The 15,698-nt window shown below is 38.9% G+C and carries 14 protein-coding genes; 10 read left to right on the plus strand and 4 right to left on the minus strand.

Annotated features, from left to right (window positions below; all coding sequences use genetic code 11):
• Positions 1-5 precede the first annotated feature (5 nt).
• The 8 genes from ACFX5U_RS03655 (at position 6) to ACFX5U_RS03690 (ending at position 6,611) form a co-directional block, all read left to right on the plus strand.
• On the plus strand, positions 6-737 hold the full coding sequence (locus tag ACFX5U_RS03655; RefSeq protein WP_400262533.1) for a hypothetical protein: 732 nt from the start codon (positions 6-8) through the stop codon (positions 735-737).
• The gene (locus ACFX5U_RS03660; protein WP_400262534.1) at positions 688-1,107 is read left to right on the plus strand and encodes a TlpA family protein disulfide reductase; all 420 of its coding nucleotides are present in this window, start codon (positions 688-690) and stop codon (positions 1,105-1,107) included. Before ACFX5U_RS03655 ends, ACFX5U_RS03660 begins: the two co-directional genes overlap by 50 nt.
• Before the next feature lie 101 nt (positions 1,108-1,208).
• Positions 1,209-1,901, plus strand: a complete 693-nt coding sequence (locus ACFX5U_RS03665; RefSeq protein ID WP_038696352.1) for a response regulator transcription factor — start codon at positions 1,209-1,211, stop codon at positions 1,899-1,901.
• A 254-nt stretch (positions 1,902-2,155) separates the two neighbouring features.
• Complete coding sequence (locus tag ACFX5U_RS03670; RefSeq protein WP_400262535.1) at positions 2,156-3,493, plus strand: dihydroorotase; 1,338 nt, start codon at positions 2,156-2,158, stop codon at positions 3,491-3,493.
• A gap of 18 nt (positions 3,494-3,511) precedes the next feature.
• A complete protein-coding gene (locus ACFX5U_RS03675; protein ID WP_400262536.1) occupies positions 3,512-4,564 on the plus strand; it encodes an LD-carboxypeptidase in 1,053 nt (350 codons plus the stop codon).
• A gap of 4 nt (positions 4,565-4,568) precedes the next feature.
• Positions 4,569-5,078: a hypothetical protein gene (locus tag ACFX5U_RS03680; RefSeq protein WP_400262537.1), complete on the plus strand. Its 510-nt coding sequence runs from the start codon at positions 4,569-4,571 to the stop codon at positions 5,076-5,078.
• A complete protein-coding gene (locus ACFX5U_RS03685) occupies positions 4,981-6,030 on the plus strand; it encodes a peptidase M14 (RefSeq protein ID WP_400262538.1) in 1,050 nt (349 codons plus the stop codon). Before ACFX5U_RS03680 ends, ACFX5U_RS03685 begins: the two co-directional genes overlap by 98 nt.
• 92 nt (positions 6,031-6,122) lie before the next feature.
• Positions 6,123-6,611: a GNAT family N-acetyltransferase gene (locus ACFX5U_RS03690; RefSeq protein WP_038696358.1), complete on the plus strand. Its 489-nt coding sequence runs from the start codon at positions 6,123-6,125 to the stop codon at positions 6,609-6,611.
• 76 nt (positions 6,612-6,687) lie between these two features.
• Here the strand turns inward: ACFX5U_RS03690 and ACFX5U_RS03695 are convergent, their stop codons facing one another.
• The 4 genes from ACFX5U_RS03695 to ACFX5U_RS03710 all read right to left on the minus strand — a co-directional run bounded on the left by ACFX5U_RS03695 (position 6,688) and on the right by ACFX5U_RS03710 (position 13,749).
• Positions 6,688-8,145 (minus strand): RagB/SusD family nutrient uptake outer membrane protein, encoded by a 1,458-nt coding sequence (locus ACFX5U_RS03695; protein ID WP_038696360.1) that lies wholly within the window; start codon positions 8,143-8,145, stop codon positions 6,688-6,690.
• An 18-nt stretch (positions 8,146-8,163) separates the two neighbouring features.
• On the minus strand, positions 8,164-11,319 hold the full coding sequence (locus ACFX5U_RS03700) for a SusC/RagA family TonB-linked outer membrane protein (RefSeq protein WP_400262539.1): 3,156 nt from the start codon (positions 11,317-11,319) through the stop codon (positions 8,164-8,166).
• A 138-nt stretch (positions 11,320-11,457) separates the two neighbouring features.
• Positions 11,458-12,513, minus strand: a complete 1,056-nt coding sequence (locus ACFX5U_RS03705) for a dipeptide epimerase (protein ID WP_400262540.1) — start codon at positions 12,511-12,513, stop codon at positions 11,458-11,460.
• Positions 12,514-12,522: 9 nt separating this feature from the next.
• Positions 12,523-13,749 carry an NlpC/P60 family protein gene (locus ACFX5U_RS03710; protein ID WP_280570255.1) on the minus strand — a complete coding sequence of 409 codons (1,227 nt, stop codon included), beginning with the start codon at positions 13,747-13,749 and terminating at the stop codon, positions 12,523-12,525.
• Between the two features lie 301 nt (positions 13,750-14,050).
• Between ACFX5U_RS03710 and ACFX5U_RS03715 the strand changes: the two genes are divergently transcribed.
• Both ACFX5U_RS03715 and msrA read left to right on the plus strand, forming a co-directional pair.
• Positions 14,051-15,076 carry a N(4)-(beta-N-acetylglucosaminyl)-L-asparaginase gene (locus ACFX5U_RS03715; protein ID WP_280570252.1) on the plus strand — a complete coding sequence of 342 codons (1,026 nt, stop codon included), beginning with the start codon at positions 14,051-14,053 and terminating at the stop codon, positions 15,074-15,076.
• Between the two features lie 75 nt (positions 15,077-15,151).
• The gene (gene msrA, locus ACFX5U_RS03720; protein ID WP_038696367.1) at positions 15,152-15,667 is read left to right on the plus strand and encodes a peptide-methionine (S)-S-oxide reductase MsrA; all 516 of its coding nucleotides are present in this window, start codon (positions 15,152-15,154) and stop codon (positions 15,665-15,667) included.
• Positions 15,668-15,698: the final 31 nt, after the last annotated feature.

Below are 15,698 nucleotides of genomic sequence, written 5' to 3' on the forward strand. Positions count from 1 at the left end.
AGAAGATGATGAAACAGGCGTTGCTGATGGTAGGATTTTTATTTTTAGTTCTTATCGGATGTAAAAATAAAGATGAGTTTTCGATTTCTGGTCAAATTGAAAATACGGGAAATGTGAAAGTTATATCCCTATTTGAGGGAGAACGAAAATTGGACTCCATGTTTTTTGGAGACAATAATGCGTTTCAATTTAAAAGACCCACTAGTCAAGCACGCTTATTATCGCTTCGTGTTGGAAAAAATCGCTATGACCTGATTGCTTCACCAGGAGAAGAAATTGTGTTCAAAGCGGATCTTCAAAAAGATGTTAATGATTATCAGATCGAAGGCTCTGAATTATCATCAACAATTCAGGGTTTTTCAAAAATGAGAAATCGTCGCGATGCTGTTCGCGATTCTTTACAAGCAGATTTTGGAAAGAGAAGTATAGCAGCAGATGCAGATGATATTGAAAATTTGAGAAGCGAGTACAAGCAGAAATTCATGGAGCAATTGCAGTCGTATACAAAAGCAGCAGTAGCATTTGCTAATCAGCATAATGATATTGCAGGTTTTTATGCCATCAGCACATTAGATCCAGAGATTGCAGAGTCCGAAATCATTGCCTACGCCGATCAGATTAAAGATAAGTTTTTAGATAATCATTATGTTACGCAGTTTAAGCAAGAAACAGATAAATTGAGAAACCTTGGCTATAGGCCAACCAGCACCCGGTTTCGAATCTTTTACGCCCAATAACAAGCCTGTATCATTAGCAGATTTTAAAGGGAAGTATGTATTGGTCGATTTTTGGGCATCATGGTGCGTACCTTGTCGTCAAGAAAATCCTAATATAGTCAAGTTATATAATGCTTATAAAGGAAAAGGTTTTGATGTTTTCGGTGTTTCATTGGATGATAATCCAGGACCATGGATGCGTGCCATTGCAGACGACGGATTAAGCTGGACCAATGCATCCGACCTGAAAGCATGGGGATCACCCGTAGTTGGGTTGTATCGTATTACCGGAATACCAGCTTCTTATGTGTTGAATCCCGAAGGTCTAATCATTGCTAAAAATCTGAGAGGCAAAGAGTTAGAAGATTTTTTAAAAGAAACTTTAAGATAGCGCAAATTAAATATTAACTTACTGAATGTTACTTAACAATTTAATAACACTGCGTTAATGTTTTGTTGTCATTTTGTTCATAATTTAGCAAAAAAAAGAACATGAGCATTGCAAAGCAAAAAATATTAGTAGTTGATGATGAGCAGGATATTTTGGATTTAATTGCTTTTAATTTAAAGCGTGAAGGATATCAAGTATCTACTGCATCCAACGGTCACGAAGCTATCAATGTGGCAAAAGATATAAATCCAGATTTAATTATTTTGGATGTGATGATGCCTAAGATGGATGGTATTGAAGCTTGCCGACTCATGCGCGCAATGCCTGAGTTTAAAAATACATTTATGGTGTTTTTGACGGCAAGAAGTGAGGAGTATTCTGAAATCGCTGGTTTTCATGTTGGAGCAGATGATTATATAGCCAAACCGATCAAACCTCGTGCTTTGATGAGCCGCATCAATGCGATTCTAAGAAGAAATGTTTCGGAAGAAGCAGCAAGAGCACAGGATAGATTAGAAATCATGGATTTGGTCATTGATCGTGATTCATTTTTAGTTTATCGTGGTGAGCAGAAAATTGTTCTCGCAAAAAAAGAGTTTGAATTGATGTATCTACTCGCTTCAAAACCGAACAAAGTTTTTACGAGAGAACAGATATTGAAAAGTATCTGGGAAGACTCTGTCGTAGTAACCAATAGAACGATCGATGTGCATATCCGTAAACTAAGAGAAAAAATAGGTGAAGATTATGTTACCACTGTAAAAGGGGTAGGATATAAATTTGATGTAGCCTAAGGCTGACGTCCATATTAGAAAACAAAAAAGCAGTAATGATTCATTACTGCTTTTTTGTTTGAGCTTATTTTTGATAAAATCCCCGTTGTACTACCCCGACTACTACTTTTCGTATCTCCATGTTAACCTAGTAGTCATATCATAAATGCAGTCCCATAATAAAAGAAAGCCATTCGCTATTGAATTGTGGATTTAGTAGACTGTAAAATATTGAAATGCTTATATTTGTTAATATATCAATATTACAATCAGCAATGTCAACAATACTTATCAAATCTGCACAAATCGTTAATGAGGGGAAAATAACCACTGCGGATGTCTATATCAGCAATGGTCGTATCGAGATGATCGCTGCAGAAATCAATCATCCTGCCGATCAAGAGATCAATGCCGAAGGATTACACTTACTACCAGGATTGATCGACGATCAGGTGCATTTTCGCGAACCAGGGCTCACTTATAAAGCCGATATCTGGCATGAAAGTCGTGCTGCAGTAGCAGGGGGGACCACTTCATTTATGGAAATGCCCAATACCGTTCCCAATACCCTAACACAATCATTATTACAAGATAAATACGATATCGCATCCCAAAATGCTTTGGCCAATTATTCTTTCTTTATGGGAGCGGCCAATGATAATCTGGATGAAGTTCTAAAAACCAATCCACGCGATGTTTGTGGTGTAAAGGTATTCATGGGTTCTTCGACAGGAAATATGTTGGTTGATAACGAGCGTGCTTTGGAACAGATATTTGCCAACTCTCCGACATTAGTAGCTACACATTGTGAAGACGAAGCAACTATCCAAGCGAATTTAGCGGCCTATAAAGAAAAATTTGGAGAAGAGAATCTGACGATTGACATGCACCCGTTGATCCGCTCGGCAGAAGCTTGTTATCTATCATCTTCAAAAGCAGTTGAATTAGCGAAAAAAAATAACACACGTTTACATATCCTACATATTTCTACAGCGAAAGAAATTGCTTTATTCCGTAACGACATACCCTTGGCAGAAAAGATGATAACCGCAGAAGCATGTATTCACCATATGTGGTTCTCCGATGTCGATTATGCCACAAAAGGTAATTTTATCAAATGGAATCCAGCAGTTAAAACAGCGCATGATCGGGATGAGATCGTGAAAGCAGTGTTGGATGGCCATATTGATGTGATCGCTACCGATCATGCTCCCCACACCATTGCAGAGAAAACACAAGCCTACAGTTCAGCTCCATCAGGAGGACCGTTGGTGCAGCATGCTTTACAAGCTTTATTGGACATGTATCAAGCAGGTAAGATGACCTTAGAGCAAATTGTTCAAAAAACAGCACACAATACCGCTATCTGTTTCCAGATAGAAGAACGTGGATTTATACGCGAAGGCTATTGGGCAGATCTTGTTTTGGTCGATTTGAATAAACCCTATACCGTATCAAAATCAAACATCCTATCTAAATGTGGTTGGTCTCCATTTGAAGATCATACCTTCAAGTCATCCATCGAACATACCATCGTATCCGGAAGATTGGCCTATTCCAAGGGAAGTTTAATAGAGTACGGTGCAGGTCAACGTTTACTGTTTAATAGATAGTATATCCCATCACAACCTATGGATAAGCGAACATTTTTAAAATCCTTGGGCTTTGTAGCGTCAAGTATTCCAACGTTAACATTTGCCCAAGAAGATTTCTTTGACACCATTGGCCATCAAACGAAACTACTCGCACAAGTCTTGCGTAAAGGAGATACAATCGGATTAATAGCTCCTGCGGGAGTTATTGATACCGAAGAATCGATCGTGCTGACAAAGGAAATATTCGAGACCTTTGGATTTAAAGTCAAAGAAGGAAAATATATCCGCAGTAGATATGGTAACCTCGCCGGTAAGGACGAAGAACGCCTAGCCGATATCCATAGCATGTTTTCAGATCAAGAAGTCAAGGCTATTGTCTGTATACGAGGTGGTGCCGGCGCTTCCCGCTTACTGCCCCATATCGATTATCCATTAATCGCCGCCAATCCAAAAGTACTGCTCGGTTACAGTGACATTACCGCACTGATCATGGCTCTATTTAAGAAAACCGGATTGGTATCCTTTCACGGTGCAGTTGGAATTAGTACCTGGACCAATGCCGTAGCCCAAAGTTTCGAAAACCAGTTTTTCCTGAATAAAACAACAACATTTACCAACCCGATTGATAAGGGAGATAATTTCATCCAATATAAAGAGCGGATTACCACCCTAACTTCAGGACAGGCAGAAGGAATCTTATTAGGAGGTAACCTGACCTTAATATCTGGACTATGCGGATCAGACTATTTACCTGATTTTAAAAATGCCATCCTCTTCCTCGAAGAAATCGATGAAAATATCGAACGCGTAGACCGTATGTTCTGTCAATTGAAGCTATCCGGAATCTTAGACCAGATCAAAGGATTCGTGTTTGGAAAATGTACAGATTGCAGTCCAACAGCAGGCTATGGATCCCTGACCTTCGAACAAGTGTTGAACGATTACATCAAGCCATTAGGTATACCCGCCTATTCAGGAGCGATGATAGGACATATTGCCAATCAATTTATCTTACCCGTAGGTGCACAGGTAAGAATAGATGCCGATCAAGGTACGATCACGTTGTTAGAGAAAGTGTTATCCGATTAACGTGATGAAAATTATCATCTCTTTGATCTTTATTTTTTTCTGGAGTAAAATTTCAGCACAAACCATGAATTTGAATAAACAAGATTTCGAGAATGCATATGTTCGTTATAAAGAACATGCATTACAGTCGCGAAGATTTAAACATCAGGCTGTTGTCGATCTAATCAATAAGCATCAAGACCGTCAAGTCTTACACGTTACCCCAATAGGGAAGTCCGTACAGCAGCGCGCTATTTACGAGCTGACCTACGGGCAAGGGAAAAAGAAAGTCATGCTCTGGTCCCAAATGCATGGCGATGAGCCTACCGCAACGATGGCACTTTTTGATCTGTTCAATTTCTTGGAAGGAAAAGATGATTCATTCGAACCCATCAGAAACCATACTCCAGTCACAACTAGAAATTCACTTTATCCCCATGCTCAATCCCGATGGAGCAGAAGTATATACCAGAAGAAATGCTCAGCATATCGATTTGAATCGAGATGCTCGAGATACCGCAACACCAGAAGGTAAGGTACTGAGAAGTCGAGCAGAACTTATCAAGCCCCATTTTGGCTTCAATCTGCACGATCAAAATATTTATTATAATGTTCCAGGAACTAAAACGCCAGTTACCATTTCCCTATTAGCACCAGCCTATAATTGGGAACGGGAAGTCAATGAAGTGCGTGGCAATGCCATGAAAATTATAGCAGGTATGAATCATACCTTACAAGAGTATATCCCCGGTGCAGTAGCCAAGTATGACGATGAACATGCACCACGAGCTTTTGGCGATAATTTTCAGAAGTGGGGATCCAGTACGATATTGATAGAATCTGGAGCCTTTGCAGGTGATACTGAAAAACAAGAAATCAGAAAGTTGAATTTTATAGTCATCCTAAGTGCGCTACTACAAATAGCAGAGGATAGTTATCAACAATATTCCATTGCAGAGTATCAACAGATTCCTGTCAATGCCTCACAATTACACGATCTAGTCTTACGTCGCGTGGCAACAGTTTCACATGGATTACCGCTTCAAGTAGATATTGCCATTCGCCGTGATGAAATTACCATTGGGGAAGATTATTATGCAAAAGGTTATATTGAGGATATAGGAGATCTGCATGATTTTTTTGGTTACGACGATCTGGATCTAACCGGATTTGAACTGGTCGAAGGCAAAATATATGAAAAGCTATTTCACGATATCAGCGATCTAGAAAAATTGGATATCAAAGATTTGCTCAAAAAGGGATATGCAGCTGTGAAAATAGTACATTCTCCAGCGGAACCTTTACACCATTACCCAATCAATGTTTTGTCAAAAGGGCAGATGCAGAGCTTGAGGACGTTAAACCTTGGAAAGGAAGCTAATTTTTTCTTAAAAAAAGATGAAGAGATACGATATGCCGTGATCAACGGTTATTTGATTGATTTGGACAAGAAGCTGCCGGATCATATGAAGCAAGTGGTACGCTGATATAGGTATTTAGAATGGACAGAAAATAGCTTAAATCTATAATTTTGTCAGGATGTTCTAAAGAATAATAGTTCGAATGCTTACTTTTGAATATGGACATTAGAAAAACTAATTTACAGGATATAGACCAAGTCATGGCGATTATTGATAGCGCGCGAGGCTTGATGCGGGCTAGTGGCAATACGGTTCAATGGACAAATGGTTACCCATCTCGCGAATATATCCAATCTACGATTGATATTGGCGAGAATTATGTCTGTTTAGTAGCAGATACGATCGTAGCCACATTCTGTTTTTCCTTAGAACCAGACCCCAATTACGCCCATATCGAAGGCGGGAATTGGTTGAATGACCAGCCCTATGCTGTTGTTCACCGTTTGGCATCAAATGGCCAAGTGAAAGGCATTGCCATGCGTTGTTTTGAATGGTGTTTTGAGCAATGTCCTAATATTCGAGTGGATACCCATGAAACAAATATCCCGATGCAAAAAGTATTGACAAAATTAGGATACACACGTTGCGGTATTATTTACGTCGGTGATGGTACAGCACGTGTCGCATTTCAGAAAATCAATTCGTAATCATTCTCAACAATATTAAAAAAGAGCCTTCGGATTTATATATCCGAAGGCTCTTTTTTAATTAAAAGGAATACAATTAGTATCCTGGGTTTTGTTGTGCGGCAATACCTGGGTTAGTGTTCATTTCATCAAGGAAAATAGGAAGAATTGTTTTATTAGACTTTCTATCAATTGTTTTTCCTCGATTAGTGGTATTAATTGAACCCAGTTCGTCATTAAATTCAATGGTTTTATTCCAACGGATCATATCAAAAAATCGATGACCTTCACCAGCTAATTCCTTACTTCTTTCATCTGCGATCATATCTAAATTAATCGTAGTGGCATCTGCAAGAGCTAAATTAGGTGAGCGCATATGGATAGCATTTAAATAAGTTGCAGCAAGTGCTTTGTCTGATTTTAATGCGGCCTCTGCTGCCATTAAGTACACTTCAGAAAGACGGATAACTTTAAAGTTGACAGCAGTGCTATTTGAAGATTTTTTGTCGCCCTCCAAATTGATACCACCACTGTATTTGTAGATTGAACCAAGTCGTGTAGCGGAGGTCTCATCCCTAGCCATGACTCCCCAACGTACATCTTCAGAATCTTCTTTTAGACGATTTAATAAATAATCACTCGCTAAGAAATTTCCTATAATAGCAGAACTTCCATGGTAAGATCTCCTGAAATATGCACCAAAAGAGGCATTTACTAAATCGCTTTCATTTGGATAAATCGCCAATTCAAAGATGGACTCGCTACCAAACTCTGATTTCCAAGAGTCAACCCACTCCGCATTACTATATAAGGTATATACTTTTGAATCGATTACTTCTTTTGCAGCAGCCAAAGCATTAGGATAGTCTTCCATGTATAAATATACACGTGCTTGTAATGCTTTGTTGGCATAATAATTTAAATAGCCATTCAATTTAGTTTTTGGCAGTAAGGTTTCAGCAGCTTTTAGATCTATCAATATCTGTTTGTAGTTATCTTCAACTTTTGACCTCAATTCTTGTGCATTTGACACTAACTTTGTTGTAATATTTGGAATTCCCCAAGCAGTTTTATCCTCATTGTAAGGTTCTCCATACAAACGAACTAAATCAAAATTAATCAATGCACGGCTTGTTAATGCTTGACCTTCATACGACTTAAAGTCTTCCAATGATCCCTCTGCTTTTAAAGTTTCAATTCTCGCTAACAAATTGTTGATCTGTGCGATACCATTGAAGCCTTGTGTCCAAACACCAGAATAGCTATTGGAAGAAGCACTATGGTTAAAAGTATACAAATAATCAAAACCTCGACCAGCAGCGAAAATAGTGAAATCACCACCTTTAACATCGGCATACAATGGAAAATTTCGACCATAATAATCTCGATTTGAAAGAATGCTCATCACGCCATTGACAATAACTTTGGCGTCAGCAGCCGTTTGTATGGAGGTTTCAGCATCTCCGGAATTTGTAGGTTTAACGTCTAAGAAGTCCTTACAGGATGAAACTGAAACAGATATAAAGATGCACGAAGCAATAAATAATTTTCTCATTTTTTTTAATTCAATAGGTTAAAAATTAAATTCTAATCCAAATGTATAGGTTTTAGGAGTGGGCGTTTCCCATCCACGTGTACCATACTGATTAACCTCCGGGTCCATATATTTGTATTTTGAGAAAGTCAAAAGATTACTTCCATTAAAGAAAATACGGGCACTGTTAATACCTATTTTGCTCAAATAATCATTGGGAATTTTATAGGACAATGAAATGTTTTTCAATCGTAAATATGAAGCATCATAGAGGTGGCGGCTACTGATTTGATTGACATCTTCTAGATCTCGACCAGAAACCATAGGGAAGTTACCATCCATATTGGTAGGTGACCATGACTCATCAACAAAGTATTGTGCGTGAAGTCTTTCCCAATAGTAGCCATCATCAGCTACATCACGGGAACTAGCATCGTATAATTTACCACCTAGTTTATATGCAAAATTTAAGCCCAATGATAGTCCTTTATATTCCACATCCGTATTGATACCTCCATAAACTTTTGGGTTAGCGTTACCGATGATGGTTTGTTTTGCATCACCATAATTATAAGACGCACCTCTGCCATCTACTAAGAAATCTCCTGCTGTATCATCATTCGTGAACCACATGTTTTTACCATTCGTTTTATCAACACCTGCCCATTCTAAACCATAGAAAGCCAATGTCGATTGATTTTCTTGATAAATGAAACGAGCTCGATCGTCTTTACCTGTTGGATCGTACCAAACAATTGATTGACCATCACTTAATTTCTTAACTTTAGAATCAATAAATGTAGCATTAACACTTGCAGTCCATCTGAAATCCTGTTTTTTTATGATATCGGAACCTAATTCAAATTCAATTCCTTTATTGTTGATTTCACCAATGTTTTTTATCGTACTGGGGAAGCCAGTTACCGTCGAAATAGGGACCGCTTGGATGAGGTCTTTTGAATCTCTATTGAAATATTCAACGGTACCGAATATTTTATTTTCAAACAAACCGAATTCTAACGCGAGATTGGTCGTGTAATTTCTTTCCCAAGTGAGCTTAGTGTCAGCTATATTACTTAAAGCGCCACCCGGTTGTGTCATGTATTTATTGGAATAGCTCGTCAATGATCGCCAACCATAATTTGAAGTTGGTAAAGTGCCGTTTACACCATATGAAGCTCTTATCCTCAAAGCATTGATATCTTCTACTTGAGAAATAAAACTTTCTTTAGCAATGTTCCAAGAGCCAGCTACTGACCAAAAGTTACCCCAGCGAGGTATAGGGCCTAATTGAGAAGAACCATCCCTACGAAAAGATGCCGAAGCAAAGTAGCGTTCATCAAAGTTATATTCAGCACGTGATAATACGGACATCATATTGTTGCCCCAAGCATAAGCTCCTGCATCCAATTGTCCCGCGGTAGAGACGGTATGTAAAGCGGAAGAAGGTAAGTCTTTTCCAGTTGCACGGACGAAGCTATTCTCATTTTTTTCGGCTTCAAAACCTGCTAATAAATCCACATTATGGAGTCCAAATGTTTTATTATAGTTGGCTGTAGTCGACGAAACTAATTTTTGACTGTTCGATGTGATTTCAGTTACAGTACCATTTGTAGACGATCCGTTATAATGTTTTGCACTGTAGTAAATATGATCTTTAGACTCTGTCTCATCATATGAAAAGATCGTTTTAAGCGTCAATTCAGGGAGCAGTCTTAAAGTCAATGATTCTACAGCAGATATTTTACTGGTTTTAGAGCTATTTTCCCATTCTTTGTTATAGTAAAGTGGGTTGTAGGCTAAACTACCATATCGCGCAGTCCATTCATTACCCGTTTTATAATCTGTAGGCCAATAGAGCGGCCACAACAGATTTCTCGTTTGCATTAAATAGTTGCTACCCGTGTTACGAGTATCATTCATGCCGACTAATTTTGTTTTAGCAATATTGATATTCGACCCAAACTCTAAGTATTTACCGATTTTTTGGTTGAGGTTTACACGTCCACTGATACGATCATAATCATTCAATATGATGCGACTTTTATCTTGGGTGTAAGAAAGCGAAGTATAGTAGTTCGTATTATCTGTTCCACCGCTAACTGATAGATCATTCGTATTAAAGATGCCCGTTCTGAATAACGATTTGTTCCAATCGTAATATTTACCATCACGATTTTCGACACCATCAGTTTTACCGGTAATGTTTACTTTTTCAAACATGGATGTTCCTGGAGTAGAAAACTCGTAACCATGTATCCCAAACTTCGTTGCAAATCGATCGAGTACCCACTTGTTGGCAGCTGCTTCTGTAAGTCCTCCTGCAATACGAGAATCATAAAGAAGACTGTACAACATATTGATCTGGTCTTCAAGTGGTGCCGCTTCATTATTATCTGTTGCCCAACTCGGACTAAATCCAAGAGTAGATTTTAAGTTAATTTTTGGAGCTCCATTTTTTCCTTTTTTAGTCGTGATGATAATAACACCATTTGCTGCTCGAGAACCATACAAAGAAGATGCCGCGGCATCTTTCAGCACAGTTATTGTCTCGATATCAGAAGGATTTAAGGAACTCATCACATTATTTGAATTGACCAGATAATCGTTCATCTGTCCAGTTGACCCCGATACTACGGGAACACCGTCGATGACATATAATGGCTCATTCGAAGCACCCATGGAACCGATGCCACGGATACGGATAGCAGGTGTAGAGCCTGCTTGCCCCGAACTCGTGCTGACTTGTAAGCCTGCCACACGACCTGTCAAAGCATTTTGAAACGAAGTGACCGGCTGTTTATCTATAGCGTCATTTTTAACAACTGCGGCAGAACCCGTGAATGTACTTTTCTTAGCAGTTCCATAAGCAACTACCATGACCTCATCCAAAGCATTTTCTTCTTTTTCCAAGGAAATGGTTAATGTCTTGCGACCACTTACTTTAACTTGCTGTTTTTCATAGCCCACCGCACTGATGATGAGAGTTGCATCTTGACTGGCATTTAGCGTGAACAGTCCATTTGAGTTTGTTGATGTAGCGGTGTTTGTTCCTTTGATAGCGACGGTTACATCTGGAATAGCAGTGCCATTCACATCTGAAACTTTTCCCGCAACTTGGATTTGCTGTGCATGTACGACTTGGAGTGCCCCGCAAGCCATCGTACATAACGAGGTGAGTAAAATTTTATTCATAAGAGTGTTTTGGTTAGTTATGCTTTTAATAGATTGTGTTCAGGCAATCTATTTTATACCCTAGTAAGGTATAAGATAAGAATAAGATCATGATGTTTTATTCCTAAAAACCATAGATCTTATGCTATTTGTATTTTTTTATTGTGCTATAATACCTATTCCAGGTCGCTCAGATAAGACACAATTTCCATCGATGACTTTCATGCCATCATAAATATCATTACCGATCAGGAGTGCACCATCGAGATCAACCCAATCCGCTAAAGGACCCAATTGTGCAGCAGCAGAAATGGCACATGAAGTTTCCGTCATACAGCCGATCATAACCTTCATTTTTAAAGTCTGAGCCAATTCGGCCATACGTTTTGCTTCTCGCATCCCCGTGCACTTCATTAACTTGATATTGATCCCCGAATACACACCTTGCAGGGAAGGTACATCAGCCAATCGTTGACAAGCTTCATCTGCAATGGTTGGAATCGGGCTGTGTGCTGTAAGCCAAGCGTTATCATCGACTTGTTCTTTTGGCATAGGTTGTTCCAAAAATACAACACCACGCTCCGCTAACCAATGTGACATTTCCAAAGCCTCTTCCTTTACCTTCCATCCTTGGTTTACATCAGCGCAAAGTGGTCTGTCGGTACATTGACGGATGGTATCGATGATCATTTTATCAGTTTCAAGTCCCAATTTAACTTTTAGAATTTTAAACTGATCTGCTTCCATTACTTTTTTTCGAACGACATCTTCCGTATCGATACCGATGGTATAAGAAGTCGGCGGCGTCATAGCTGGATCTAAACCCCAAATCTTGTATAGAGGTTGTCCAAGCAGTTTACCGATTAAATCATGGAGCGCAATATCGACCGCAGCTTTTGCTGCGGTATTATTAACCATGACCTGATCGATGTATTGTAACAGTTCTTCCGTTTGAAAAGGGGAGTTGAATCCACGTAAATCCAACTTGTTAAGAAAATGGATGACACTCTCCTGCGATTCACCCAAGTAGGGAGGCATGCTCGCCTCACCGTAACCAACCACTCCATCATATTCCAATTGTGTCAATACCACTGGTGTAGTCGTTCTACTGAACGATGCCACAGTAAAGACATAGCGCATTTCTAGTGTATACGGTTTGAACCTCAGTTTGAAAGCTCCAAAATCTTTAGTAATCCAATCTGAATGTGTGCTCATGCTTATCTTTTATTTGATACTATAATAGCTGTTATGCTGTACTTGTTGTATTTGAGCGTCATTTGCACCGAGGTATCTTTTAGCAGCAACTACGGTTCGTGTCTGGAAATCATCATAATTGGCAGCATCTTTCAACATACTGTTGATCCGTACAGATCCAGCTGCATGTATAAAAGTTCCATTGCCCATATAGATAGCTACATGCGTTACGCGCGCATTTGGATTCGTGTTCTTTCCTGCAGCAAAAAATAAGAGGTCGGCAGGTTTTAGATTTTTAAGTGCTTTTTCGGGGTCAAAGTGCCCTTCTGAATCGAGAATATCCACGGTTTCACCAGCCAATACCTGTTGCGAAGCATCGCGGGGAATCACGTAGCCATTCATAAAATAAGCTGTTTTAGTGAAGCCACTGCAATCCACACCTTTTACAGATGTTCCCCCCCATAGATAAGGTAATCCCAACATGGTCTTCGCACTTGAAATTAAATTTTCAGCAGTTGGATTACGAGAATCAATCCATTTTTTTAAAGATAAAGCCTCATCCTTTTTAATATAAGCTTTACGACCATCAGGATAGGAGACCTCAAAATAATTATTCTTCTCTCCTTTAAGGACTAAAATATCACCATAAACAAGATCTGAAACGCGTTGACTTTGTGTATTGGGCTCCGATAGTGATTTCCCAAATTCGGAAGTATAGATTATTTTAGGCTGTTCATTCCATTGTTTAGCCTCTTCCTTGGTCATGGCTGTGATGGAAGAAGTCGGGATCCAGGCAATATACCCCTCTGGCGTACGGATACGATAATCACCACGATCTTTTTGTAGGATATCGACCTGTGTCCCCATCAATACCTGACTGGCCATCTCAGCAGCATGGTCGGGCTTGGTTCTCATATTGGCAACCGATAGGTTGACAATACCGATCCATTTATTACCGAGGTTTTGTTCAGGAAGAAGGGTTACTGCTACCTTAGCCGGGATATTTTTGAACCGTTGTTCGAAAGCTGCTTTAGCAGCAGGCTCTGTTGTTTCAATTTCATACTCATTTTCTGCAACTACAGTTTTTGTGAGCGCAAATATTTTAGTGCGTTTATCAGGTGCAAATTCTTTCCTTACGTTTTCTTGCAGTTCTTTAACCTGATAATAAATGGTTGAATCAACTTGTTGTGAAAAAGCATGATTAATCATGAAAAAGCCTGCACAGCTGAGGATAGCATATCTAAGTTTGTTTGTCATGCTGATTAGTTTGTTTTTTAAAGATAGACTAATTTGTATATTATCACAAGAAATGATGTCGATTTGTGAATTAATTTATGATTCTTTTGCATAAATGCGAATGCATAAGCCTTTTTTTCTAAAACGAGCGGAACGAGCTTATAGATTCTATTTAAGATAACTAGTATGTTAAACAAATCGACAGAAGTGAGCTCATGGGTACAAATGAAAAATGGAGACGCATAAATAATTATTCTGATGAAAAACTACCAAAAAGAAACACGCAATTGTGTATACTTGTATTGCAAAAATCGATTAAAATATGAGTTCAAGACGCCAATTTATTAAGAAGGGTATTATTGGAGCAACTGCCTTAGGTTCAATAGAAACATTATCAAGCTTTTCCACTGTCAGTAAAAAAGCTGGAATAAAGCCTATTGTTATTTCGACATGGGATTTTGGTATTGCAGCCAATCAAGCAGCGTGGGAAGTGCTTAAAAATGGTGGAAAAGCCATTGATGCCGTAGAGCAAGGCGTCCGCGTACCCGAAGCTGATTTGAAAAATATGACGGTAGGTAAAGGTGGCTATCCTGATCGTGATGGATTTGTGACGCTAGATGCTTGTATTATGGATTCAGAAGGAAACTGTGGGTCGGTAGCCGCATTAGAGCATATCGCTCATCCCATATCTGTCGCCCGTCTTGTTATGGACAAAACACCACATGTGATGTTGGCCGGTGATGGGGCATTGCAATTCGCATTGGAAAATGGTTTTGAAAAAGAAGATCTATTGACCCCTGAAGGAGAAAAAGCGTGGAAAGAATGGCTGAAGGAAAAACAGTATAAACCGATTATGAATATTGAAAATAAGTCTTTCGCTGTCGAGCGTTTGCCTGGCAATCAATATAATCACGATACGATTGGTATGTTGGCACTGGATGCCGAAGGAAATCTTTCGGGAGCCTGTACCACCAGTGGCATGGCCTTTAAAATGCATGGTCGCGTAGGAGATAGCCCTATTATTGGAGCAGGTCTGTATGTAGATAATGAAGTAGGAGGGGCAACATCCACTGGTGTAGGGGAAGAGGTGATCCGTACGGTAGGAAGTTTTCTTGTAGTCGAACTGATGCGTCAGGGATATTCACCAGAAGATGCCTGTAAAGAAGCAGTCAAACGTATCGTGAAAAAGAAACCGAATATTGCCAAAGATATCCAAGTTGGATTTTTGGCGCTCAATAAGAAGGGTGAATATGGATCTTATGCTTTACAAAAAGGTTTTTCTTACGCTGTTTGTCATAAAGAAAAACAAGATCTCTTAATTCCAGGGACTTATTATTATAAAAGCTAATTTAAAATCAGTAAACTGATATGACGCTTATTCTGTCATATAATTTATAAGTTTGAGTAATAAAGATATTAAAATATGAAAGCAACATTTGGAGGTGGCTGTTTTTGGTGTACAGAGGTTATTTTTCAAAATACCGAAGGCGTAAAAACTGTTTTACCAGGATATATGGGGGGATTGAATGATAACCCTACCTACGAACAAGTATGTACAGGTACAACAGAACATGTTGAAGTGGTACAGATCGAATACGATGAAGAGCTTGTGAATTATGAAGACCTATTGAAGATTTTCTTTAAGACACATAATCCAACGACACTAAACCGTCAAGGTAATGATGTCGGCACGCAATATAGATCCGTTGTATTTTTTCATGATGAGGAGCAAGAGATCTTAGCTAAAAACTTTATTGATGAATTAGACAGTGAAGATATATTTGAAGATCCGATCGTCACTACTGTCGAACCTGCTGTTACTTTTTGGGTGGCAGAAAACTATCATCATAATTATTTCAATACGCATCCGGAGAATCCATTCTGTTCTGTCGTGATTGCACCCAAATTACAAAAATTCATCAAAGAATTTAATTCATAAAAAAATCCGCTAAAAGCGGATTTTTTATGAA

The sequence above is a fragment of the Sphingobacterium sp. SG20118 genome, assembly GCF_044740685.1.
Classification (GTDB): Bacteria; Bacteroidota; Bacteroidia; order Sphingobacteriales; family Sphingobacteriaceae; genus Sphingobacterium.

Excerpts from the sequence above, each read along its gene's own strand:
- ACFX5U_RS03655 (WP_400262533.1), top strand. The coding sequence starts at position 6 with ATGATGAAACAGGCGTTGCTGATGGTAGGATTTTTATTTTTAGTTCTT.
- ACFX5U_RS03665 (WP_038696352.1), top strand. The coding sequence starts at position 1,209 with ATGAGCATTGCAAAGCAAAAAATATTAGTAGTTGATGATGAGCAGGAT.
- ACFX5U_RS03670 (WP_400262535.1), top strand. The coding sequence starts at position 2,156 with ATGTCAACAATACTTATCAAATCTGCACAAATCGTTAATGAGGGGAAA.
- ACFX5U_RS03675 (WP_400262536.1), top strand. The coding sequence starts at position 3,512 with ATGGATAAGCGAACATTTTTAAAATCCTTGGGCTTTGTAGCGTCAAGT.
- ACFX5U_RS03680 (WP_400262537.1), top strand. The coding sequence starts at position 4,569 with ATGAAAATTATCATCTCTTTGATCTTTATTTTTTTCTGGAGTAAAATT.
- ACFX5U_RS03685 (WP_400262538.1), top strand. The coding sequence starts at position 4,981 with ATGCTCAATCCCGATGGAGCAGAAGTATATACCAGAAGAAATGCTCAG.
- ACFX5U_RS03690 (WP_038696358.1), top strand. The coding sequence starts at position 6,123 with ATGGACATTAGAAAAACTAATTTACAGGATATAGACCAAGTCATGGCG.
- ACFX5U_RS03695 (WP_038696360.1), bottom strand. The coding sequence starts at position 8,145 with ATGAGAAAATTATTTATTGCTTCGTGCATCTTTATATCTGTTTCAGTT.
- ACFX5U_RS03700 (WP_400262539.1), bottom strand. The coding sequence starts at position 11,319 with ATGAATAAAATTTTACTCACCTCGTTATGTACGATGGCTTGCGGGGCA.
- ACFX5U_RS03705 (WP_400262540.1), bottom strand. The coding sequence starts at position 12,513 with ATGAGCACACATTCAGATTGGATTACTAAAGATTTTGGAGCTTTCAAA.
- ACFX5U_RS03710 (WP_280570255.1), bottom strand. The coding sequence starts at position 13,749 with ATGACAAACAAACTTAGATATGCTATCCTCAGCTGTGCAGGCTTTTTC.
- ACFX5U_RS03715 (WP_280570252.1), top strand. The coding sequence starts at position 14,051 with ATGAGTTCAAGACGCCAATTTATTAAGAAGGGTATTATTGGAGCAACT.
- msrA (WP_038696367.1), top strand. The coding sequence starts at position 15,152 with ATGAAAGCAACATTTGGAGGTGGCTGTTTTTGGTGTACAGAGGTTATT.